18 protein-coding genes and 1 pseudogene are annotated in these 23,791 nt (G+C 32.8%); 5 read left to right on the top strand and 14 right to left on the bottom strand.

The genetic code is table 11. The features are described 5' to 3' along the window. Nucleotides 1–18 precede the first annotated feature (18 nt). From uvrA to fakB1, 11 genes and pseudogenes are all read right to left on the bottom strand, one after another. Nucleotides 19–2,853, bottom strand: a complete 2,835-nt coding sequence (uvrA, locus tag AC1Q7N_RS07310) for an excinuclease ABC subunit UvrA (RefSeq protein ID WP_001829652.1) — start codon at nucleotides 2,851–2,853, stop codon at nucleotides 19–21. Nucleotides 2,854–2,860: 7 nt separating this feature from the next. Next, entirely contained in the window at nucleotides 2,861–4,846 is a 1,986-nt protein-coding gene (gene uvrB, locus AC1Q7N_RS07305; RefSeq protein ID WP_001829601.1) for an excinuclease ABC subunit UvrB, read from the bottom strand. 556 nt (nucleotides 4,847–5,402) lie between these two features. Continuing rightward, the gene (locus AC1Q7N_RS07300; protein WP_001832593.1) at nucleotides 5,403–5,636 is read right to left on the bottom strand and encodes a CsbA family protein; all 234 of its coding nucleotides are present in this window, start codon (nucleotides 5,634–5,636) and stop codon (nucleotides 5,403–5,405) included. Nucleotides 5,637–5,641: 5 nt separating this feature from the next. Then, nucleotides 5,642–6,283, bottom strand: a complete 642-nt coding sequence (locus AC1Q7N_RS07295; RefSeq protein WP_145376461.1) for a YfbR-like 5'-deoxynucleotidase — start codon at nucleotides 6,281–6,283, stop codon at nucleotides 5,642–5,644. Nucleotides 6,284–6,591: 308 nt separating this feature from the next. After that, a pseudogene (locus AC1Q7N_RS07290) lies at nucleotides 6,592–7,245 on the bottom strand (COG3942 and LysM peptidoglycan-binding domain-containing protein); the annotation flags it as partial. 486 nt (nucleotides 7,246–7,731) lie between these two features. Continuing rightward, nucleotides 7,732–8,848, bottom strand: a protein-coding gene (gene prfB, locus AC1Q7N_RS07285) for a peptide chain release factor 2 (protein WP_010959142.1) whose coding sequence is annotated in 2 segments (ribosomal slippage) — nucleotides 7,732–8,775 and nucleotides 8,777–8,848 — 1,116 coding nt in all. Because the reading frame shifts where the segments join, the coding sequence is not laid out codon by codon here. A 195-nt stretch (nucleotides 8,849–9,043) separates the two neighbouring features. Further along, on the bottom strand, nucleotides 9,044–11,578 hold the full coding sequence (gene secA, locus AC1Q7N_RS07280) for a preprotein translocase subunit SecA (protein ID WP_001829572.1): 2,535 nt from the start codon (nucleotides 11,576–11,578) through the stop codon (nucleotides 9,044–9,046). A 665-nt stretch (nucleotides 11,579–12,243) separates the two neighbouring features. Next, on the bottom strand, nucleotides 12,244–12,813 hold the full coding sequence (gene hpf, locus AC1Q7N_RS07275) for a ribosome hibernation-promoting factor, HPF/YfiA family (protein ID WP_001829676.1): 570 nt from the start codon (nucleotides 12,811–12,813) through the stop codon (nucleotides 12,244–12,246). Between the two features lie 60 nt (nucleotides 12,814–12,873). Beyond that, nucleotides 12,874–13,548, bottom strand: a complete 675-nt coding sequence (locus tag AC1Q7N_RS07270; RefSeq protein ID WP_001829592.1) for a ComF family protein — start codon at nucleotides 13,546–13,548, stop codon at nucleotides 12,874–12,876. Further along, complete coding sequence (locus tag AC1Q7N_RS07265; protein ID WP_492713041.1) at nucleotides 13,541–14,812, bottom strand: DEAD/DEAH box helicase family protein; 1,272 nt, start codon at nucleotides 14,810–14,812, stop codon at nucleotides 13,541–13,543. The genes AC1Q7N_RS07270 and AC1Q7N_RS07265 overlap by 8 nt, the downstream gene beginning before the upstream one ends. 134 nt (nucleotides 14,813–14,946) lie before the next feature. Continuing rightward, nucleotides 14,947–15,813 (bottom strand): fatty acid kinase binding subunit FakB1, encoded by an 867-nt coding sequence (gene fakB1 / locus AC1Q7N_RS07260; protein ID WP_145376465.1) that lies wholly within the window; start codon nucleotides 15,811–15,813, stop codon nucleotides 14,947–14,949. Nucleotides 15,814–15,957: 144 nt separating this feature from the next. Here fakB1 and AC1Q7N_RS07255 point away from each other — a divergent pair, with 144 nt between their 5' ends. Next, the gene (locus AC1Q7N_RS07255) at nucleotides 15,958–16,599 is read left to right on the top strand and encodes a YigZ family protein (RefSeq protein WP_001829639.1); all 642 of its coding nucleotides are present in this window, start codon (nucleotides 15,958–15,960) and stop codon (nucleotides 16,597–16,599) included. A 60-nt stretch (nucleotides 16,600–16,659) separates the two neighbouring features. On the opposite strand, the gene AC1Q7N_RS07250 is transcribed toward AC1Q7N_RS07255, so the two are convergent. Then, nucleotides 16,660–17,739, bottom strand: a complete 1,080-nt coding sequence (locus tag AC1Q7N_RS07250) for a glycosyltransferase family 4 protein (RefSeq protein WP_001829686.1) — start codon at nucleotides 17,737–17,739, stop codon at nucleotides 16,660–16,662. A gap of 345 nt (nucleotides 17,740–18,084) precedes the next feature. Here AC1Q7N_RS07250 and gdpS point away from each other — a divergent pair, with 345 nt between their 5' ends. The 4 genes from gdpS (at nucleotide 18,085) to pepT (ending at nucleotide 21,880) form a co-directional block, all read left to right on the top strand. Continuing rightward, on the top strand, nucleotides 18,085–19,155 hold the full coding sequence (gene gdpS / locus AC1Q7N_RS07245; RefSeq protein WP_002494710.1) for a GGDEF domain-containing protein GdpS: 1,071 nt from the start codon (nucleotides 18,085–18,087) through the stop codon (nucleotides 19,153–19,155). 194 nt (nucleotides 19,156–19,349) lie between these two features. Then, nucleotides 19,350–20,111, top strand: a complete 762-nt coding sequence (locus AC1Q7N_RS07240; RefSeq protein ID WP_001829644.1) for a threonine/serine exporter family protein — start codon at nucleotides 19,350–19,352, stop codon at nucleotides 20,109–20,111. A gap of 15 nt (nucleotides 20,112–20,126) precedes the next feature. Further along, nucleotides 20,127–20,621, top strand: a complete 495-nt coding sequence (locus tag AC1Q7N_RS07235; protein WP_001829634.1) for a threonine/serine exporter family protein — start codon at nucleotides 20,127–20,129, stop codon at nucleotides 20,619–20,621. 20 nt (nucleotides 20,622–20,641) lie between these two features. After that, entirely contained in the window at nucleotides 20,642–21,880 is a 1,239-nt protein-coding gene (gene pepT / locus AC1Q7N_RS07230; protein ID WP_145376467.1) for a peptidase T, read from the top strand. A 90-nt stretch (nucleotides 21,881–21,970) separates the two neighbouring features. Here pepT and AC1Q7N_RS07225 read toward each other — a convergent pair whose 3' ends face one another. Continuing rightward, nucleotides 21,971–23,101, bottom strand: a complete 1,131-nt coding sequence (locus AC1Q7N_RS07225; protein WP_002468850.1) for a glycerate kinase — start codon at nucleotides 23,099–23,101, stop codon at nucleotides 21,971–21,973. Between the two features lie 270 nt (nucleotides 23,102–23,371). Continuing rightward, the gene (gene ytxJ / locus AC1Q7N_RS07220) at nucleotides 23,372–23,692 is read right to left on the bottom strand and encodes a bacillithiol system redox-active protein YtxJ (protein WP_001829675.1); all 321 of its coding nucleotides are present in this window, start codon (nucleotides 23,690–23,692) and stop codon (nucleotides 23,372–23,374) included. Nucleotides 23,693–23,791: the final 99 nt, after the last annotated feature.

Raw genomic sequence — 23,791 nt, 5'->3', positions numbered from 1 at the left:
TACTAGTCATACACCTTACTATTCAACGCTGTCTCTCTCTAATACTGGTTTTAAGTATTGACCAGTGTAAGACCCTTTATTTTGAGCAATCTCTTCAGGTGTACCAGTTGCGATGATTGTTCCTCCACCTTCACCGCCTTCTGGACCTAAATCAATAATATGATCAGCCGTTTTAATAACATCAAGATTGTGTTCGATAATAACGACCGTATCACCATTTTCCACTATACGATTCAATACCTTTAATAAACGACTTATATCGTCGACATGTAATCCTGTAGTTGGTTCATCAAGAATATAAATAGAACGCCCCGTTGAACGTTTGTGCAATTCTGATGCGAGTTTTACACGTTGCGCTTCGCCACCAGATAATGTAGTAGCTTGTTGACCTAAAGTAATGTACCCCAACCCAACATCTACAAGTGTTTGTAATTTACGTTTAATCTTAGGAATATTTTCAAAGAAATGCGTAGCTTCTTCAACAGTCATTTCTAATACATCCGCAATATTTTTACCTTTGTATGTTACCTCTAAAGTCTCACGATTATAGCGTTTACCATCACATACTTCACAAGGTACATAGACATCTGGTAAAAAATGCATTTCAATTTTTATAATTCCATCACCTTTACAAGCTTCACATCGTCCACCTTTGACATTAAAACTAAATCTACCTTTTTGATAACCTCGTATTTTAGCTTCATTCGTTTGTGCAAAGACATCTCTTATGTCATCAAAGACACCAGTGTATGTGGCTGGGTTAGAACGTGGTGTTCTACCTATTGGCGATTGATCAATATCAATGATTTTATCTAATTGATCAATTCCTTTAATTTCATCAAAATTCCCAGGTTTCACTTTAGATTTATTAATTTTTTGAGCTAATGCTTTATATAAAATTTCATTGACGAGTGAACTTTTACCAGAACCTGACACACCTGTAACAACAGTTAAGACAGATAGTGGGAAGTCTACATTTACATTTTTCAAATTATTACTTTTAGCACCTTTAATTTGAATCTTTCTATCGGTGATTTCTCGTCTGTATTCAGGGACTTCAATTCGTTTTTTTCCACTTAAATATTGACCAGTTAAGGATTTTTTATCTTTCATTACTTTATTAGGGGTACCACTTGAGACAACCTCTCCACCGTGGTTACCAGCTCCCGGACCCACATCAACTAAATAATCAGCTGCTCTCATAGTATCATCGTCATGTTCAACGACAATAAGTGTATTACCTAAATCACGCATTTCTTTTAAAGTATTAATTAATCTATCATTATCTCTTTGATGTAATCCAATAGAAGGTTCATCTAAAACATATAGTACTCCGGTTAATCGTGAACCAATTTGTGTTGCTAAACGAATACGTTGTGCTTCCCCTCCAGATAAAGTCCCTGATGAGCGATCTAAAGTCAAATATTCCAAACCAACATTATTTAAAAATGATAATCTTGAAATAATCTCTTTTAAAATTTGATCTGCAATCGATTTATCTTGGTCGCTTAATTTTAAATTTTCGAAATAATAAAGCGCGTTTTTAATTGAATATTCAACGACTTCACCTATATTATAGTCGCCTACGTATACAGATAACGCTTCTTTGCTTAAGCGTTTGCCATGACAAGTTTCACACGGTAACTCTGTCATATATTTACTCATCATTTCGCGTGTATATTCAGAGGGAGATTCATGGTAACGACGGTCAATGTTAGGTACCACACCTTCAAAAACCATTTTACGTTTACGAGTACCACCATTTCGTTGCGTGAAAGTAAATTCAATTTCTTTTTCTCCAGAACCATTCATAAGTATATTTTTTTGTCTATCAGTCAATTTTTTATATGGCTTATCCATATTAATTTTGTAGACTTCACATACACGTTTTAATAAAGTTGGATAAAAATCCGAACTTGTTGGTTCCCATGGTTCAATTGCACCTTCATTTAAAGTTTTATTTTTATCAGGAATGACTAAATCTAGGTCTACTTTTAGTTTTTGACCTAAACCATCACAAGTTGGACACGCACCAAACGGACTATTGAAACTAAACATTCTAGGTTCTAATTCACCAATAGAGAAACCACATATAGGACATGCGTGGTTCTCAGAGAATTTAAGTTCTTCTCCATTAATAACGTCAACTGTTAAATTACCTTCAGCAAGTTCAAGTGCTGTCTCAATAGAGTCCGCTAAACGCGTCTCAATGCCGTCTTTAACTACAAGTCTATCAACAACAACTTCAATTGTGTGATTTTTATTTTTATCCAATTGAGGCACTTCATTTACATCGACGATTTCATCATCAACACGTAAACGCACATATCCTTTCTTACCTATATCTTCAATTAATTTTTCATGACTTCCTTTTCTATGTGATATAACTGGAGCAAGTAATTGAATTTTTGTACGTTCTTCCAATTCTAAAATACGATCAACCATTTGTTGAACAGTTTGTGATTCAATTTCTATACCGTGATAAGGACAGTACGGTTTACCGACACGCGCATATAATAATCGAATATAATCATAGATTTCAGTCACAGTGGCAACGGTAGAACGTGGGTTTTTACTTGTCGTCTTCTGATCAATAGATATTGCTGGTGACAAACCTTCAATGGTATCTACATCAGGTTTGTCCATTTGTCCTAAAAATTGTCGCGCATATGCACTTAACGATTCCACATAACGTCGTTGACCTTCAGCATAAATAGTATCGAACGCTAACGAAGACTTACCTGAACCTGAAAGTCCAGTCATGACAATCAACTTGTTTTTAGGTAATTCAATATCTACTCCTTTTAAATTATGTGCTCGTGCACCTTTTACTACAATTGACGGTCCTTTCATTTAATCGTCACCCTTCTGCTTTTAATTCAAATAACATATCTCTTAACTCTGTTGCTTTTTCGAAATCTAAATCTTTGGCTGCTTTTTTCATTTCTTTTTCTATATTTTCTATTGTTTTTTGACGTTCTTTCTTTGTCATTTTCTTAGGTAATTCAGTTTGTTGTTGTTGATTTGTCTCATCGCTCTCCACAGTAGCACTAATGACGTCGTGAATCTTTTTGTTAATTGTTTTCGGCGTGATGCCATGTTCTTTGTTATGAGCAATTTGTATTTCTCTACGTCTTTGTGTTTCATCTATTGCATATTGCATAGAATCTGTAATTTTATCCGCATACATAATGACTTCTCCTTTGTCATTACGTGCTGCTCGCCCAATAGTTTGAATAAGAGATCTATCAGAACGTAAGAAGCCTTCCTTATCTGCATCTAAAATTACAACTAAAGATACTTCAGGTATATCTATACCCTCTCTCAGCAGATTGATCCCAACTATTGCGTCGTAAGTACCCATACGTAAGTCTCGAATAATTTCTATTCGTTCTAATGTTTTAATTTCTGAGTGTAAATAATTAACTTTAATCCCCGCTTCTTTCATATATGTAGTTAAATCTTCACTCATTTTTTTAGTAAGTGTTGTCACAAGTACACGTTCATCTTTGTCAACGCGATCTTGGATTTCACTTAAAAGATCATCGATTTGATTCTCAGTTGGACGCACATCAATTTTAGGATCAAGTAAACCAGTAGGTCGTATAATTTGTTCAACCATTTCATCTGTATGTTCTAACTCATATGGGCCTGGTGTAGCTGAAACATAAACAAGTTGTTTTGTTTTTTCTTCAAATTCTTCAAATTTTAATGGTCGGTTATCCAACGCACTTGGCAAACGAAATCCATGGTCTATTAATACTTGTTTACGAGCTCTATCCCCATTGTACATACCACGAATTTGAGGTAACGTAACGTGAGACTCATCAATCATGACAAGCCAATCATCTCCAAAATAATCAAGCAATGTATATGGTGTTGAACCTAATGGTCTTAAAGTTAAGTGAACAGAATAATTTTCAATACCTGAACAAAAGCCCATTTCTCTCATCATTTCTAAATCGTAGTTAGTACGTTGTTCTAACCTTTGAGCTTCTAATAATTTATTCTCATCACGTAATTCTTTTAGTCTCTCTTCTAATTCTTTTTCTATACGTTCAATAGCTACTTTCATTTTCTCTTCACGAGTAACGAAGTGTGAAGCAGGGAAAATTGTAAAATGTTCACGTTCTCGAATTACTTCACCAGTTAAATAGTTAACTTCTCTGATGCGATCAATTTCATCTCCAAAAAATTCTACGCGAATACACATTTCTTCTCTAGAAGCTGGGAATATTTCAACAACATCTCCACGCACTCTAAATGTACCACGTTGAAAATCTATGTCATTACGTGAGTATTGTACATCAACTAACTTTCTCAACAATTCGCTTCGTTCCATCTCCATACCAACACGTACACTAACAACCAAATTTTTATATTCTTCCGGATTACCTAAACCATAGATACAACTAACACTTGCGATAATAATGACATCATCACGTTCAAATAAAGAACTTGTAGCAGAATGTCGTAGTTGGTCAATTTCATCGTTAATGGAGGCGTCTTTTTCAATAAAAGTATCTGTTGAAGGCACGTATGCTTCAGGTTGATAGTAGTCGTAATAACTAACGAAATATTCAACTCTATTTTCTGGGAAAAATTCTTTAAATTCACTATATAGTTGACCTGCTAATGTCTTGTTATGTGCAATAATAAGTGTAGGTTTACCAACCTCTTTAATTACGTTACTCATAGTAAAAGTTTTACCTGTCCCAGTTGCACCTAATAAGGTTTGATGACGTTTCCTTTCATTTACGCCATCCACAATTTTTTGTATCGCTTGTGGCTGATCACCTTGTGGCTCAAATTCAGACTTTAACTTAAATGGAACATGTTCTACCATTCCAAAATACGCCTCCTAATATTGTTATCATTTATAAAGATTTTACACATCTCAAATCAATTACTTTTTCATGAATATCATTTTCTATTTTAACAAATTCTATAAGAACAATACAAACATTTGTTCGCTTGTGAAATATAACATTTATAATGCTTATTCTAAAACAAGAGCTCTAAGATGATTTCTTATGTAAGAAATTGTCTTAGAGCTTTATTTATCAGTAATGTATGATGTGCGATGTTTTTCTTAAACGTACAATCAAATACATATTATATACACACTGTACTTTAAAATCTTTCGCTTTTATATTCACAATGTATCAATTATTATGTTCTAGCTATTAAAATATTTACTATTTAATATTTAGTTATTAATGTTTACACCATGGATTACTTAATATTCAAAATACTATAAACATCAATTTAAAGTAAAAAATGAGCAATAATGATGATTCAACAATTTTAAAATAAAATTATAATCACTATTATTACAATTTAATGTAATAATAAATCAAAAAAACAAATACTTCAAAATTTTTGTTTGAACAAACGCATTCTTAAGAATCATTTTGGTTCTTATGAAATTCAAGTTGATCAATTATTAAATAACCAGCTAATAAACTTGTCACATCTATAAAAATAATCCATTCGTTGTGAAAGAATCCTTTATAAACTGATGCCCCTATTATTACCAGTGTGACTAATGTACCAATCCATTTACTTCTAGTCACCACACTAAACAGCACAACTAATATACAAGGAAAGAAGGCCGCACAAACATACCAAATCATTATCGTCACCCATTTCTTCTGTTTAGAATTGACATTGTTGTTTCACGTAATTCAGTTCGAGGAATAAAGTTTTCTGTGAGCATTTCAGGTATAACATTTTCAATAAAATTTTTTACAGATTCTAAGTGATCAAATTGTATAATAGTTTCTAAACTCATTTCATATATTTCAAAAAATAGTGACTCAGGATTACGTTTTTGTATTTCTCCAAATGTTTCATACAATAAATCAATTTTATCAGCAACAGATAGAATTTGACCTTCTAGAGAATCATCTTTACCTTCTTGTAAACGTTCACGATACACGTGCTGATATTGTGTTGGTATCTCCTCTTTGATAAACGTATCGACCATTTCTTCTTCAACTTGGGAGAATAAATGTTTTAATTCCTTACTTGCGTATTTTACCGGTGTTTTGATATCACCTGTAAACACTTCAGCAAAGTCGTGGTTGAGTGACTTTTCATAAAGACTCTTCCAATCGATTTTATTTCCATGATATTCTTCGACAGTAGCCATATATTGCGCAATTTTAGTTACTTTAAAAGAATGAGCTGCGACATTGTGTTCAAAATATTTAAATTTACCTGGTAATCTTATTAATTTTTCTAAATCTGATAGTCTTTTAAAATATTGATGCATTCCCATAATAAGACACCTCCTTAATATTAAAATTAGTCTATATTCTTATTGTTATTATATCAATCAATATTATTATTGAAAGTAAATTATCATGTAAATCATTTCTATTTTATTACAAAAGAAAAAGTAGAATAATGAATTCATTTTGAACTCACTATTCTACTCTAATACGTAATTTATGGGTAAAACATGTTGATATATATGGAGGTGTTGTTCAACCAACATGATTTTCAATTTAATTGTCTAGAACGTTTATATAACATAAGAGACAATTATACGCGCAGTTCATTCACACTTTGAATATAAATAGCCATTTAGTGAATGTAATTATATGAATTAGGGTTGCTAATAGTTCTGTAAGATTTTACGTTAACGCCACCATTCCAGTTCATTTCCGAAACAGTTACAGAACCATTAGAATTGATTGATTCAACAACGCCAACATGTCCATAAGCACCAGCCCCATTTTGACCCGGACCACTTTGGAATACAGCACCAACCTCAGGTGTGTGATCTACATTAAAGCCAGCCTGATTAGCTGAATATGCCCAGTTACTAGCGTTGCCCCATAGACTTCCAATTGGTTTCCCTAGCTCAGCTCGACGATCGAATGCATAATAAGTACATTGACCAGTAGTGTATAAATTACCTGAGTTAGATACACTTCTTAAACCATCATAGGCGTTTGACACAGAGTATGTATCAGTTGATTCACTATCATAATTATCATAAGTAGTGTTGGATGTATCAGTTGATACATTATTATATCCTACTGGAATGTAGTTAGTTTCATAATTTACTAATGTGTTTGTGTTATTAAATTGTTCAAATGCAGTTTCAGATACTACAATTTCATCTCCCGGAAAAATAAGAGGTTCTACACCAGGATTTAATGCATAAAGCTCTTCTAAAGAAAGATTATGTTCTAAAGCAATTTTATATAAACTATCTCCAGGTTTTACAATGTAAATACCTAAGTTTGATTGATTTGTAATTACATCACCCGTTGCATATGTGTCTAGTTGCGACGTCTCAGATTCTTGTGCGTTAGCTGCAGTGTTGATTGCAATAAAAGCTGCAATCGAACTTAACGTTACAGTTAGCGTTTTTTTCATCTAGTTGTCATTCCTTTGCTAGTTGATTATTAATTCACAAATTTAATATAGCACAATCAAATGAAGCTAAGGGTATTGTTATATTGATGTAATATAATAGTTAACAAGTGTATTTTTACATCTAGAGGTGATTATCTACTCCACTAGTTCCTAACCTTATGATGTACAGGTCAAATTAAAGTCATTCTCGTATAAGATTGAATTTACTACGGTAACATTAGAAAATGCAGACTACATATAAAGTAAATATAACTTTAAAAATTAACTCCCTATTCTGTCTGCTTAATGAAAAATACGCATAATCATTGATAAATCAAATAATGATTATGCGTATATCAATTATACGTCTCGACTATCCATTTCTTTTCTTAAATAAGCTTCTATGAATGGGCCTATTTCTCCATCCATAACAGCGTCTACTTTACCAGTTTCTTCATTCGTACGATGATCTTTAATCATTGAATATGGATGAAAGACGTAAGAACGAATCTGACTTCCCCATCCAATGTCTTTTTGTTCGCCTCGAATTTCAGCCATTTCTTGCTCTTGCTCTTCTAACTTTAATTGATAAAGTTTGGACTTCAACATTTTCATTGCAGCTTCTCTATTTTTTATTTGAGATCGTTCATTTTGGTTGTTGACTACAATACCTGTAGGGTGATGTGTAATTCTAATTGCAGACTCAGTTTTGTTAATATGTTGTCCACCAGCGCCTGAAGCTCTAAAAGTATCCACTGTGATATCATCTGGGTTAATCTCGATTTCAATTTCATCATTATTAAAATCAGGAATAACATCACATGATGCAAAAGAAGTATGGCGTCTACCAGATGAATCGAAAGGTGAAATTCTAACTAAACGATGAACACCTTTTTCTGCCTTTAAATAACCATAAGCATTATGTCCTTTAATAAGTAATGTGACACTTTTAACGCCTGCTTCATCTCCTGGAAGATAATCAACCGTTTCAACTTTAAAGCCATTTTGTTCACAGTAACGTTGATACATCCTAAGAAGCATACTTACCCAATCTTGTGATTCTGTACCGCCAGCACCGGGATGAAGCTCTAATATAGCATTATTTGCATCATGTGGTCCGTCGAGGAGTAATTGTAACTCATATTGATCAATTTGTTCTTCAAATTGCTGAACTTCCTCTTCTAATTCTATCTTCATATCCTCATCATATTCTTCTTGTAATAACTCTCTCGTCGCACTCATATCATCGACAGCATTTGTCAGTTGATAATACCCATTTACTATAGATTTTAGTGCATTGTTCTTATCAATGATATCTTGTGCTTTAGTTTGATCATTCCAAAAATCAGGATCAGTCATCATTTCTTCATACTCTTGTATGTTCGTCTCTTTATTTTCTAAGTCAAAGAGACCCCCTAATTTGATTTAAGTGATTTTGATATTCTTCTAAATTTCTTTTAATCTCAGATAGTTCCATTCATCTTCTCTCCTATTTAATCATTCTATGTCATAATATTTATATCATACAGTATATGCCTATTTTTTAAAAATAAACGGCCATTCCATCGCTATATCATATTACTAAGCATTTAACTTACAAGCGATGTAAATAAAGGCTGAGTCATTCATAATTTGATATGCCTCAGCCTTTATATTTAAACTATTTTATTGATTACGCTTTCCCATGACAATTTTTATATTTTTTACCACTACCACATGGGCATGGATCATTTCTACCTACCTGATCACCTTTTACAATCGGTTGGGGCTTTGCTTTTTCTTTGCCATCTTCAGCAGTTACATGTTTTGCTTCACCAAAGCTTTTAGATTTTTCACGTTCTACATCATCTTCAAACTGAACCACTGATTTCAAGATATACTTACATGTATCTTCCTCGATATTTTGCATCATGATATCAAATAATTCATGACCTTCATTTTGATAATCACGAAGTGGATTTTGTTGTGCATATGAACGTAAATGAATACCTTGACGCAATTGATCCATCGTATCAATATGATCAGTCCAATGTGTATCAATTGAACGTAATAAAATCATCCGCTCAAATTCACTCATTTGGTCTCCTAATGTTTCTTGTTGCTGTGCATATGCTTTTTCAATTTTAGACCATACAATTTCAAAAATATCTTCTGAATCTTTACCTTTAATTTCTGTATCTTGAAGATCTCCTTCTTGCAAGAACACATCATTAACGTAATTGATAAATGGCGTGTAGTCAGGATTATCGTCTTCTTCATTAATAAAATGATTAATCGCACGTTGCAATGTAGAACGTAACATCGCGTTAACGACTTGAGAACTTTCTTCACTATCAATGATTTCATTACGCTCATTATAAATAATTTCACGTTGCTTACGTAAAACTTCATCGTATTCTAGAATACGTTTACGCGCGTCAAAGTTATTACCTTCTACTCGTTTTTGAGCTGATTCTACAGCTCGAGATACCATTTTCGACTCGATTGGCGTTGAATCATCCATTCCTAAACGGTTCATCATTTTCTGTAAGCGTTCTGAACCAAAACGTACCATTAATTCATCTTGTAAAGATAGGTAAAAACGACTATCTCCTCTATCACCTTGGCGTCCTGAACGTCCACGTAATTGATCATCAATACGTCTTGATTCATGACGCTCAGTACCAATAACAGCAAGTCCACCTAACTCTTCAACACCATCACCAAGTTTAATATCTGTTCCACGTCCAGCCATATTTGTGGCAATTGTAACTGCACCTTTTTGCCCCGCGTTTGAAACGATTTCAGCTTCGCGTTCATGATTTTTAGCGTTTAATACGTCATGTCTGACACCACGTTTTTTTAGTAAATTTGAAATATATTCAGAAGTCTCAACAGCAACAGTACCTAGTAAGACGGGTTGTCCTTTTTTATGTTTTTCTACAACATCTTCAACTACCGCATCAAACTTTCCTTTTTGACTAATATAAATTAAGTCTGAATTATCTTTACGTTGAACAGGTTTGTTTGTTGGAATTTGGGTAACTGTCATATTATAGATATTACGAAATTCTTCCTCTTCGGTTTTCGCTGTACCAGTCATCCCCGCTAACTTATTATACATTCTGAAATAGTTTTGGAAAGTAATGGATGCCATCGTTTTAGACTCATTTTGAATTGCTACACCTTCTTTAGCCTCAATTGCTTGGTGTAAACCTTCAGAAAAACGACGTCCAGGCATTGTACGTCCAGTAAATTGGTCAACAATTAATACTTCACCGTCAACGACCATGTAATCAACATCGCGTTGCAAAGTAACATGAGCTCTTAAAGCTGTATTAATATGACTAATCACTTCCACATTTTGAACATCATAAAGATTATCTACTTTGAACATACGTTCAGCTTTATCTGCACCTTGTTCTGTAAGATGTACAGCTTTGGTTTTTTCATCATAATTATAATCATCTTCCGCTTTAAGCATTTTTGCAAAAACATTTGCTTGAGTATATAAAGAAGTAGATTTTTCCGCTTCACCAGAAATAATTAAAGGTGTTCTTGCTTCGTCGATCAATATGGAATCGACCTCATCAATAATTGCAAAATGTAGAGGACGCATTACTCTCTCTTCAGCATAGTTCACCATATTATCTCTAAGATAATCAAACCCAAGTTCATTATTCGTACTATAAGTGATATCTTGTGCGTAAGCCTCACGTTTTTCTTCAGTTGACTTACTATTTAAGTTCAAACCTACAGTTAAGCCAAGATAGTTATATAGTTCAGCCATTTCTTCACTTTGTGAACTTGATAGATATTCATTGACTGTAATAACATGTACACCTCTACCAGCTAAAGCATTCAAATACGTCGGCATGGTTGCAGTCAATGTTTTCCCTTCACCTGTTCTCATTTCTGCAATATCACCTTTATGTATAGCAATACCACCCATTACTTGTACTTTATAAGGAATCATATTAAATACTCTCTTTGACCCCTCACGTACAAGTGCATAAGCTTCAGGTAAAATTTTATCTAAATAATCATTTTGTTTTTTTACATCTTCAATTTCTGCTAACTCTTTTTGAAAAGATTTTGTTTTTTCACGTATTTCTTCATCGGTTAATATCGCAGTATCTTCCTCTAAAGCAAGTACTTTATCTGCTAACTTACCTAATCTTTTAATTTCTTTTTTATTGCCGTCAACAATTTTCGATAAAAATCCCATTGCACGCGTCGCTCCTTTAACTAAAAACTGTTTGGCTTACAACAATTTATCTTATCATTTATATCGCTAAATTTATACTTATATACTCATGAAGTAATGCGTGTTAACTCAATTTTTCACAACACTTCACTTTGATTCGACTGGCAACAGCCTTTTTCTATAGACAATCATTTATATTATAAAATGTATATAAACATTTCAATTAACAATAATTTTATTTTAACACGTTGCAATCATTTTTTTCTCGCAATCAAACACGTTTTTAAAAAATAACGCAACGCGATACCTTTAACTAATATAGAAATTTAAAATCAAAGTTTAAATATAAATCGTCAAATCACACTAGCATATTTGTAAGCATACTGTCTATTAAATACTCATTTAATTGGTTAATTCAAAATTTAAGCAAACAAAATAAGCTGAGACACTTATTAAGAATACGAACTCCAAAGCTTGATTAATGTCATATCTACTTTGAAGTGAACATATCAAAACAATGCCCCAGCCTATGTTTATTAAGTTCTATTTTGTAGTCAAGCAAACTAAGAATACATATGTGTATTAGTAACCCTGATTCTATTAATCATTATTACCTTATTCAATAAACTGATAAGAATTCTTAATTCAACTTCGGCAATATTATAGTCTATAATATACAAGTCAATTTATTCAGTTGTTTCAATCAGACCGTATTTGCCATCTTTTCGTCTATAAACAATGCTTGTGCCATCAGTTTCTCTATCGGTAAAAATAAAGAAATCATGTCCCAATAAATTCATTTGCAATACTGCTTCTTCAGAATCCATTGGTTTTAAGCTGAATTGTTTAGAACGAATAATTTCAATATCATTTTCACTTTCTATATCATCTGCATGATTGTTTGTTGTAGACTCTTGTACTTCAGCAACAAAGATATCTTGATCTCCACGATCTCTATGTTTACGATTTACACGAGTTTTGTATTTACGTACTTGTCTTTCCAATTTGTTAGTAATTAAATCAATGCCTGCATATAAATCATCATGTCTTTCTTCAGCTCTAAGAGTGACATCTTTTAAAGGAATTGTAACTTCAATTTTAGTTGTAGAATTAGAATAAGTTTTAACTCTAACATGTGCTACAGCATTTGGCACATTGTTAAAGTATCTTTCTAATTTACCTACTTTCTCCTCAATATAGTTGCGAATTGCATCTGTGATAGTGAGGTTATCTCCATGAATTTCAAATCTAATCATAGTAATCTCTCCTTAAACCTCTATATTGATACTTCTTACCTATATTTTACCATGTTTATGTTATCGTGCAAACGCAAACACTTTGAATTTTCTGACTTTTTTATCGTACAATTTACACCCTGCGTGATGAATAGTTAACCCTGTTGTATAAATATCATCTATGAGTAGTATTACTTTCCCTTCGATATTTATCTCTTCATCTTTTATATAAAATGGATTAGGGGCTTTTGAACGTTCAATCTTTCCTAACTTTGACTGCTTAGGACGTATATGTGTACCTAATACATCTTGATATGAGATGCCCATTTTATCTAAGACAGTGGTCACAGGATTAAATGTACGTTCAATGTCGCGTTCAATTGGAGAAGGAATGGGAACTATATAATCATATTGCGTTTGAGGTAAAACTAATTTTCTCGCCAATACTTCTGCCAAATAGAAGTCTCGCTTAATCTTATACTGGTGTATGATTTCTTTCATCATACCATCATAACTATAATCACAAAACAATTGTTCCATTAAATAAAATGTTTTACTTAAGAATTGACAGTCATGACATTCGCCATCAGTAGAAATTTTGTTGTTAAGGCACTTAGGACACCTACCATCTTTATGAATTTTGGAGTTAAGCCATAATGTTTCACATCGTTCACAAAATATCTGAGGTGGTTTAAATAAGTTATAAATATGAATGGTCTCATGAATAGGTTGATTGCACTGGATACATTTACGCATCAATCCATCCCCTTTTAATTGCTAAACGATTCATTGAAATAATGTTTCTTTTAGCTAAAATCATCGATAATGTAACACCTTCATGAAGAAATAAAACTAAGCCACTTGGAGACTGCTGTTTACGTCCTACGCGACCAGCAATTTGAATTAAAGCCTCTTGTTGAAAACTTCCAGCATCAACTACAACGACATCTAAGTGTGTCATTGTAAATCCTCTTTCTAAAATAGTTGTAGTGAATACAATTTTGTGTTGTCCTCGTCTTAAAGCTTCAATTTTTTCAAATCGTAAATCATCTTCACTGTGAACGCAAATCAAATCAGGGATGTCCATTTTATACTGTTGATACATTTTATTCATAATTTCTATATTATTAATAAAGACCAAAGTAAAACGTTGTTGGTTAATTTGATATCTAAATATATTAAGTAATAAATTTTGTTTTCGTGTTGATTTTAATTTGAAATATTTGAACTTAGGAATAGGAAGGGGGGATCGGTGAAAACGGGCTGGTAACTTAATTATTTTTTCTGGGGGGAATTGTTTTAAAAAATGACGCGGTGGTGTGGCCGTCATGAAAATATGTGAATGATTCGATTTTGAAGCAAGTTGTATTGCATTTGATAATTGTGGATCCATAGACAACGGAAAAGCATCTACCTCATCGACAAATACAGTATCAAAATGCTGTTTAAACCTCAATAATTGATGGATAGTAGCAATAACAAAATGACCATTATATTGCTGTCTACTAGATTGATGTAGCACATCTATATGTTCATCGATAAAAGCATCTTTAATTCGATGACTTATCTCAATAATAACGTCTACACGAGGTGATACAATAGCAATATTATGTCCCATCTGACGAGCTATCCTAATTCCCTCAAACATCATTTCAGTTTTCCCTGATCCTGTGACGGCATATAACAAGAGGTCATTATTATTTTTTATAGCTTGAACGATAGTTTCTGAAGCGTATTGCTGTTGCTTTGATAATTCAAAAGGTAACTGATAATTCGCTTTTGTTGCTTTTTGAAAACTTTTTACGAGACATATATCTGTAATACTATCCATTCTGCCTAATTGAATGCATCGTCTACAGTATGTGATTGTTTTATCCAATATCGTTGAATTGTAAGTCACAAAATATTGCAAGGAAGTGTTTCCACATTGAATACAATACCAACGCTCACTGTCTTTTATAACACCTTTTGAAACTTGAGATACTGATTCATCTTCAAGTTGATGCGTTGGAGAAATCAGTCTACCGTAATATTTAATTTTACTTCACTACTTTCAAAAAAGTCTGAAATACTCAAATAAGCGAACACAAGTGATATCTAATGATATTACCACTGTGTTCTTTCCTATCAAGCTTTCAGACTTTTGATTATATATTAATTAATGTCGATTCTTCTTGGGAAGTAACCCAATCCTAAACCGCCTGATCCTAAATGTGATGCTATCACTGGTCCAAATTCACAATACTGAATATGAACATTAGGATGATCTTCCTTTAATTGCTGAAGAAATGACTTTCCATCTTCAGTTTTATCACCGTTTATTACAAATACTGTCACATCTTCCATGCCTTCTATTTCTTTAAAAATGTTTGTTTCTAAAGATTTTAGCGCACGTTTTTTAGTACGTACTTTTTCGTGTGGATGTATTTTACCATCTTCTTCAAAACGCAAGACAGGTTTCATTTTCAATAATGTACCTACCCAAGCTTGAGCTCCAGTGATACGACCACTTTTTTGTAATTTTTTTAAATCATCAACAATTAAGTATGCACCAATATGTTGTCTTATTTCAGTTAGTTCATTAATAATATCATCAGGTTTATATCCCTTTTGTACCAATTGAGCAGCGTAAATTGCAAAGCTACCTTCAATCATCGCAGCAAGACGGCTATCAAACGTATGTACTTGAATATCTTCAACCATTTCACCAGCTTGTGTTGCTGAAGGATAGCTTCCGCTTATACCACTTGATAAGTTAATCACGATGACATCAGTGTATCCTTGTTCTCTTAATCTCTCAAAATTTTCAATCCAATCGCCAATAGCAGGTTGGCTTGTTGTTGGTATAGTTTTAGATGAAGCCATTTTTTTATAAAAATCATCTACAGAAAAATCATCACTCTCAGTGAAATTCACTCCATCATCGAAAGTTACACTTAGTGAAGCGACTGGTATGTTATATTGTTCTATTATATGTTGTGGTAAATAACTTGTAGAATCGGTCATAACTGCAATCTTCATCTTAATACTTATCCTCCTCAATTATACTCATAGTTATGATACAATAATTTTTTAAAAAAGAAAATATCATCGTAATAATTTAGAACCTATCTTGTTACGTGTATAATAATGTTAGAAAACTGAATTGTAGGTGGCAAAAATAAGATGGATAAATCCATAATTACTATTAAACAAGCACATTCAATTGAAAATGTGATAAGTAAATCACGCTTTATAGCATATATTAAGCCTGTTTCGACTGAAAATGAAGCAAAAGCTTTTATAGATGAAATTAAAACAAAACATAAAGATGCAACTCATAATTGTTCAGCCTATACTGTCGGACCAGAGATGAATATTCAAAAGGCAAACGACGATGGCGAACCAAGTGGAACAGCTGGCATCCCAATGCTTGAAATACTGAAAAAACAAGAGATACACAATGTTTGTGTCGTCGTGACACGCTACTTCGGTGGTATCAAGTTAGGTGCAGGCGGTCTTATTAGAGCATATAGCGGCGCCGTGCGTGATGTGATATATGATATAGGTAGAGTCGAACTAAGAGAAGCTATTCCAGTAACCGTTACGTTAGATTATGATCAGACAGGTAAATTTGAATATGAACTTGCCTCTACTACATTCTTATTAAGAGAACAATTTTATACCGATAAAGTAAGTTATCAAATTGACGTAGTAAAAAATGAATATGATGCTTTTATAGACTTTTTAAATCGAATTACTTCTGGAAATTATGATTTGAAACAAGAAGACCTTAAACTATTACCTTTTGATATTGAAACCAATTAAATAAAAAACACTATGCAAGTTAAAGCAACGCGTGCTTATGACCTACATAGTGTTTTTTTATTATGAACGGTGATGCTCATCATAATGATGTTGCTTACCATTTCCTTTTTTTGTAATTAAATTTAATATTGGTCGATAATTATCATCTATTAATCCAGTAAATTCAACGATCAACTCAATCGTAAAGACAATGAGAATGAACATCATAAGTGCACCCAACGGTTGGGATAAATAGAGGATAACACTAGATAAACTAAACATAATCGCTATTGAATAAATAAGTAAAACGGTTTGTCTATGCGTATATCCTAAAGCAAGTAATTTATGATGTAAATGTGACTTGTCCGCTTGCATTATATGTTGCCCTTTTTTCATTCGACGAATCATTGCAAATAATGTATCAATAAATGGCACCGCTAATATAACTATAGGAAAGAATAATGCAATAAATGTGATATTCTTAAAGCCGAGTAAGGATAAGAAACCGATAATAAATCCTATCATTAATGCACCACTATCACCTAGGAAAATTTTCGCTGGGTGAAAGTTATAGAATAAGAAACCAAGTAAAGACCCTAAAAGTACACAGCAAATCATGATAATAAATATGTTCGCTTGTAAAATAGCGATGAATCCAATAGTCATTAATGCCAATGCTGAGACGCCTGAGGCAAGTCCATCAAGTCCGTCGATAAGATTAATAGCATTGGTAATTGCTACAATCCATATTACTGTAATAGGAATGCTGAATATGCCAAAATGAATCGTTGGACCAATTGGCAATGAAATAAAGTCTATTGTAATTCCATAAAACGTAACAATTAAAGCTGCAACAATTTGACCTGCTAACTTTAAATAAGGTCTTAGATCGTAAATATCATCAATCAATCCAACCATATACATTGTAATTGCACCTAATATAAGCGGTTTAACCTCACGTTCAATAGGGTGTCCGAGCCAAATCCCTATTAAGAAAGAAAATAAAATGACCGTTCCTCCCATCACTGAGATAGGTTTCGTATGTACTTTTCTGAAATTAGGACGATCTACTAAATCTAATTTTTTTGATATTACAATAATAATGGGTGTAATTATTAAACTGACTATCATAGTAAAAGCTATAAGTAATAGTGTATACATCAGTTCACCTTCATTGAATAAGTTGTACCTCACGCTATGTAAAATTTGTTATCTATCGTTTTTAATGCAATATTTATCAACCATAAATGTAGTTTTCATTGAACTAAAATTATATGATTAATGTTTAAATTATAAATATCCATGTTACATAGCTATTGTCTAAATTACAAAGATTGACCTTTACATTATCTTTGCATTGTCTATACATTTTTTTAATCATACCATTTAAGTGCTAATTTTAACATTAAATACCATTGTTTGTGTGTAATTTCTGTTGCTAGATGATGACAAATTGTAAGTTTTCACTTACAATAGCTAATGGTTAATAAAGGAGTCGGTATGGAAATGTTTGAAGCTATCATATATAACATATCTGTCATGGTGGCAGGTATATATTTATTTCATAGGTTACAATATTCTGAAAATAAAAGAATGATTTTTTCTAAAGAATATGTAACAGTACTAATGACATTCGTTTCTTTACTTTTAGCGGCATACCCTATCCCATTTCAAAACGAATACCTCGTCCATTTAACATTTGTACCTCTTTTGTTTTTAGGACGTTATACCAACATGATATATACACTCACGGCTGCTTTTATCGTATCTTTAGTCGATGTATTTATCTTTGGAAACTCAATTATTTATGGTATTACATTAATCGTTATTGCAGGTATTGTCAGTGCAGTGGGACCATTCTTAAAGCAAAACGATATCATTTCTTTACTTATTTTAAATTTGATTAGCATTATCATTTTGTTATTTTTAGCATTATTAAGCCCTATTTATGAACTCGTAGAGATTTTAGTGCTTATCCCTATTTCATTTATTATTACAATTGCTTCAGCAATAACATTCGTTGATATATGGCACTTTTTCTCTTTAGTCAATCGTTATGAAAATGAAGATAAATACGATTATCTTACAGGTCTAGGTAATGTGAAAGAATTTGATAGACACTTAAATGAGGTCTCAAGTAAAGCTGAAGAAAAGAAACAAAGTTTAGCCTTACTTCTCATTGATATTGATGGCTTTAAAGATGTAAACGATCATTATTCACACCAATCAGGAGATGCTGTTCTCAAACAAATGTCTCAACTATTAAAAAACTATGTCCCAAACCAGTTCAAAATATTTAGAAACGGTGGCGAAGAATTTTCTGTTGTAATAAGAGATTACACACTAGATCAAAGCGTGAAATTAGCAGAAAATATTCGAAGTGGTGTTGAAAAATCTTCTTTCCACCTACCAAACAAAGAAGTAATCAAGCTATCAGTTTCAATTGGTGTAGGATACTTAACTCAAGAAGATCGTAAATCTCAACGTAAAGTATTTAAAGATGCTGATGACATGGTACATGTGGCTAAAAGTGAAGGAAGAAATAAAGTCATGTTTAATCCTATTGTCAAATTATAATCAAGCTAAATGCTATGTTAACTGCTACGTTAAAAAATTATTAAAGCGTATACAGTTATGCATAGCATTTTTTACTATTTTTAATTAGTATTGAAAATGTTATTAAAATCAAGCTGTCTATTGAAACTTAAGTCTTCAAGTTGTAAACTTCAATTGTTCATAAAAATATTAAATAGCTTCGGAGGTGATGAGATATGTCAGATTCAATCACTATCATTGATGAAAATAAAGTGATTGATGTAGTCTTAATTGCTGGGCGAATCTTACTTGAAGCAGGCGCTGAAACATATCGAATTGAGGATACAATGAATCGTATTGCCCATAGTTATGGTTTACATGATACATACAGTTTTGTGACATCAACTGCAATTATTTTCTCATTAAATGATCGTACTAGTACGAGGTTGATTCGTATTCGCGAACGTACAACCGATCTTGAGAAAATTGCTTTAACCAATAGCCTATCTCGTAAAATTTCGAGTAAGCAACTTACAATTGACGAAGCAAAAAGTGAGTTACTGCAACTTAAACGTGCGTCTCTTCAGTATTCTTTCTTAACAAATCTCATTGCTGCCTTTGTAGCTTGTGGTTTTTTCTTATTCATGTTTGGTGGCGTAGCTTCCGACGCTTGGATTGCATGCCTAGCGGGTGGCATAGCTTTTTTAACGTTTAGTTTCGTGCAAAAATATATACAAATTAAATTCTTTTCAGAGTTTGTAGCATCTGCTGTTGTTATTAGTATTGCAGCAATATTCACTAAACTAGGTATAGCTAAAAATCAAGACATTATTACTATTGCAAGTGTCATGCCTCTCGTTCCCGGTATTTTGATTACTAACGCTATTCGTGACTTACTTGCCGGAGAGTTACTTGCTGGTATGTCACGTGGTGTTGAAGCTGCTTTAACTGCATTTGCTATTGGTGCAGGAGTAGCTATTGTATTACTATTATTATAAGAAAGGCTGTTAGTTATGTTTATTTATCTGTTTCACTTTATCATTAGTTTCATTGCCACAGTCCTTTTTTCAATTATATTTAATGCACCTAAAAAATTGCTATTAGCTTGTGGATTTGTTGGAGCTGTTGCTTGGACAATATATCAGATGACAGTAGGTATGGATTTAGGTAAAGTTGGCGCTTCATTTTTAGGAAGTCTAATATTAGGATTAATGAGTCATACAATGAGTAGACGGTACAAGCAACCTGTTATTATATTTATCGTCCCCGGCATTATACCTCTCGTTCCAGGTGGCGCAGCATATGAAGCTACAAGATTTTTAGTATCAAATGATTATACGAATGCAGTTAATACTTTTTTAGAGGTAACATTAATTTCTGGTGCAATTGCATTCGGTATACTTGTATCTGAAATAGTCTATTACATTTATTCACGCATCAAGCAATCTTATGGTAAAATCAAGGGTAAAACTTATAAAAAATCCTATAATATGAATAATAGAGTATAAATCTAAGGGGATGAACTCGTATGAAGAAACAAATTATCGAAAGATTAACGAGATATGTAAAAATTGATACACAATCTAATCCTGATTCCAAGACGACACCATCTACGAATAAACAGTGGGATTTATTAAATCTATTAGAAGAAGAGCTTCAATCATTAGGTCTTAAAACAGACATGGATGAATATGGTTACTTATTTGCTACACTCGAAAGCAATATTAATTATAATGTACCTACTGTCGGTTTTTTAGCACATGTAGACACTTCACCAGATTTCAATGCTTCTCATGTAAATCCGCAAATCATTGAAGCCTATAATGGGCAACCTATCAAACTTGGTGAATCTCAGCGTATCTTAGATCCTGATGTTTTTCCTGAATTAAATAAAGTTGTGGGTCATACACTAATGGTGACAGATGGTACATCTCTACTAGGCGCCGATGATAAAGCAGGTGTTGTAGAAATAATGGAAGGGATAAAGTATTTAATTGATCATCCTGACATTAAACACGGTACAATTCGAGTTGGCTTTACACCCGATGAAGAAATTGGACGAGGCCCGCATCAATTTGATGTTAGTCGATTTAATGCAGATTTTGCATATACAATGGATGGCAGTCAATTAGGAGAACTACAATTCGAAAGTTTCAATGCGGCAGAGGTAACTGTCACTTGCCATGGTGTTAACGTTCATCCAGGTTCAGCTAAAAATGCCATGGTTAATGCAATTAGTTTAGGTCAACAGTTTAATAGTTTACTTCCTTCACATGAAGTTCCTGAAAGAACTGAAGGATACGAAGGGTTCTATCATTTAATGAATTTTACAGGTAATGTTGAAAAAGCAACTCTACAATATATTATTCGCGACCATGACAAAGAACAGTTTGAGCTACGTAAAAAACGCATGATGGAAATTCGTGATGATATTAATGTTCATTATAATCATTTTCCAATTAAAGTAGATGTGCATGACCAATATTTTAACATGGCAGAAAAAATTGAACCTTTGAAACACATCATTGATATACCTAAACGTGTCTTTGAGGCTTTAGACATCGTACCTAACACTGAACCTATTCGAGGTGGTACAGATGGATCACAATTATCTTTTATGGGGTTACCTACACCTAATATTTTTACTGGTTGTGGCAATTTCCACGGTCCTTTTGAATACGCTTCTATCGATGTAATGGAAAAGGCTGTTCATGTTGTCGTTGGTATTGCTCAAGAAGTAGCAAACAGCCATCAATCTTATAAATAACATAAAAAGCCATTGTCAGTATGTAGCTCTAAAGCTACTCTTACTGTCAATGGCTTTTAAATTAAATGTGTATAAAAACTTTTTCTAATATTAGGATGAAAGCGGTAAGTTTATTTGCGTTTTCAATAATTTTAGTGCTTGTACTGTGTAATGTCTGATTTGAATACCCATCTTAAAATCTGTATATGAATCAGGCATATCAATAAATGTATTAAACATTGCTGTAACATTCAATGATTCAAACAAATCAAATTTATCATTTGTAGCACAAATTGCAATAGCTGGCTTGCTGTATTGTTGGGTAAGTTCTGCTATACGTATTGTTGTAGTCTCTAGAATTTGATCTTCTTCTTTCAAACCTTCTCCGAAAATAATAAGATCTGCCTGTTGAATTAAGTTTTCTAAATGTGTGATTTGATTCACTAATTCATGGCTTGTTAAAATCTCAGCTTGATAGAGACTATTTAATACAGCTGCTATACCACTTCCAGCACCACCGCGCTCGATTGGTCCCATTGCTATTTTCAATTCATTCTTAAATAATTCACTAAAATACCAAATTAAATTATCTATCTCGGCTGCTTCATTTTGAGACAAATCTAATGATTCGTATGTTTGCATGATTTCACTTTTTTTCCCATACAATCGACTTGAGAAATCTGACATTAATTGAATGTTTACCTTTGTTAATTGTGGATGAACACCTGATAAATCAATACGTCTAATATATTTTATTAAATCTGCACCTTTTCTCATATCGACAATTTGTGCTTCATCATCATAAAATGTTGCACCCAATGCTTGCAACATGCCTGCACCACCATCAAAACTTCCTATTCCACCTAAAGAGATAACAAGATGTTCTGTATGATTGTCCAATGCTGCTTTTATAACCTCTCCCAAACCGTAACTTGATCGATGTTGAATAGGTTTTTTGCCATTTAAAAATAAGTGACCTTCGATAATAGTCATACCACTATCCGTTTGTCCATATATTGCTTCGGTTTCTTTCATGTCAGCATCATGCGCACTCACACGATATTTATTTCCTGATTGCCAAAGAAAGACTGAATCTAATAATTCGTGACGACCGTTAAATAGTGGAACTTGAACGATATCTGCATCTTCAATTTGACTTGCTACCGCTTCTTCAACATATCTATTAGCTTGGTAACTAGAAATAATTCCATTAAATTCATCCATGGCTACTAAAACTTTCATTGTCTTAACCACCTTATTTTTCTCTTTTCCAAAAATTATTTTAAACATACTAAAGGATGTATGAGAATAATCTATAAATCTAAGTAACAATGATTTGACACTAAAGAAATAACATATCTTCTGCGTGTTCTTCATTATGTCCCTTAATTATACTTATTATCACATTATACATAACTATTTTAAAATTTTCATAACATAAGAATAGCTTGCCTGTATCTGTCTAACATTGACATTTGAGGCAAGCTGCTTCATCATTTCATTCTTTTCTAATTATTCCTCAGCTTGAGCAAGTTGAGAAACGTTAATATCATCGTGGTCTGCATTCCACTTCATTTCACCATCTACAAAATAAAAAGCTTGTGGTGATTCGTGTTTTACGTTTGTTTTCTCTGCGATATAATCAGATAGTTTACGCTCTTGTTGAACGATTAGATAATAACCATCTATGTCTCTTTCATATAAAAACTTATTAAATTGATCATACGCATTTGCAGAAATTGGACAAGTTTCACTGTGTTTTAATACAAAAACATATTTATTTTCTTCTAATACTTGTTCAAACTGGTCAATTGAACTCAGCTTAATAGCCATTCTATTCACCTCTAAAAATATTTATCACTTCATACTAAGCATATGCGTGAAATTTTTATCCCTAAAATCTTATCAATGGGTACAATTATACACACTCTG

This window comes from Staphylococcus sp. GW823-FHT05F06 (genome assembly GCF_058795495.1).
Note: the sequence above shows the minus strand (reverse complement) of the source record. Positions and strands in the feature narration are given on the sequence as shown.

What these genes read in the sequence shown, in the direction of transcription:
- secA (WP_001829572.1), bottom strand. Translation starts at nt 11,578, where the DNA reads ATGGGATTTTTATCGAAAATTGTTGACGGCAATAAAAAAGAAATTAAA.
- hpf (WP_001829676.1), bottom strand. Translation starts at nt 12,813, where the DNA reads ATGATTAGATTTGAAATTCATGGAGATAACCTCACTATCACAGATGCA.
- AC1Q7N_RS07225 (WP_002468850.1), bottom strand. Translation starts at nt 23,101, where the DNA reads ATGAAAGTTTTAGTAGCCATGGATGAATTTAATGGAATTATTTCTAGT.
- uvrA (WP_001829652.1), bottom strand. Translation starts at nt 2,853, where the DNA reads ATGAAAGGACCGTCAATTGTAGTAAAAGGTGCACGAGCACATAATTTA.
- pepT (WP_145376467.1), top strand. Translation starts at nt 20,642, where the DNA reads ATGAAGAAACAAATTATCGAAAGATTAACGAGATATGTAAAAATTGAT.
- AC1Q7N_RS07240 (WP_001829644.1), top strand. Translation starts at nt 19,350, where the DNA reads ATGTCAGATTCAATCACTATCATTGATGAAAATAAAGTGATTGATGTA.
- AC1Q7N_RS07250 (WP_001829686.1), bottom strand. Translation starts at nt 17,739, where the DNA reads ATGTATACACTATTACTTATAGCTTTTACTATGATAGTCAGTTTAATA.
- AC1Q7N_RS07300 (WP_001832593.1), bottom strand. Translation starts at nt 5,636, where the DNA reads ATGATTTGGTATGTTTGTGCGGCCTTCTTTCCTTGTATATTAGTTGTG.
- AC1Q7N_RS07255 (WP_001829639.1), top strand. Translation starts at nt 15,958, where the DNA reads ATGGATAAATCCATAATTACTATTAAACAAGCACATTCAATTGAAAAT.
- AC1Q7N_RS07270 (WP_001829592.1), bottom strand. Translation starts at nt 13,548, where the DNA reads ATGCGTAAATGTATCCAGTGCAATCAACCTATTCATGAGACCATTCAT.
- AC1Q7N_RS07235 (WP_001829634.1), top strand. Translation starts at nt 20,127, where the DNA reads ATGTTTATTTATCTGTTTCACTTTATCATTAGTTTCATTGCCACAGTC.
- AC1Q7N_RS07295 (WP_145376461.1), bottom strand. Translation starts at nt 6,283, where the DNA reads ATGGGAATGCATCAATATTTTAAAAGACTATCAGATTTAGAAAAATTA.
- uvrB (WP_001829601.1), bottom strand. Translation starts at nt 4,846, where the DNA reads ATGGTAGAACATGTTCCATTTAAGTTAAAGTCTGAATTTGAGCCACAA.
- ytxJ (WP_001829675.1), bottom strand. Translation starts at nt 23,692, where the DNA reads ATGGCTATTAAGCTGAGTTCAATTGACCAGTTTGAACAAGTATTAGAA.
- fakB1 (WP_145376465.1), bottom strand. Translation starts at nt 15,813, where the DNA reads ATGAAGATTGCAGTTATGACCGATTCTACAAGTTATTTACCACAACAT.
- gdpS (WP_002494710.1), top strand. Translation starts at nt 18,085, where the DNA reads ATGTTTGAAGCTATCATATATAACATATCTGTCATGGTGGCAGGTATA.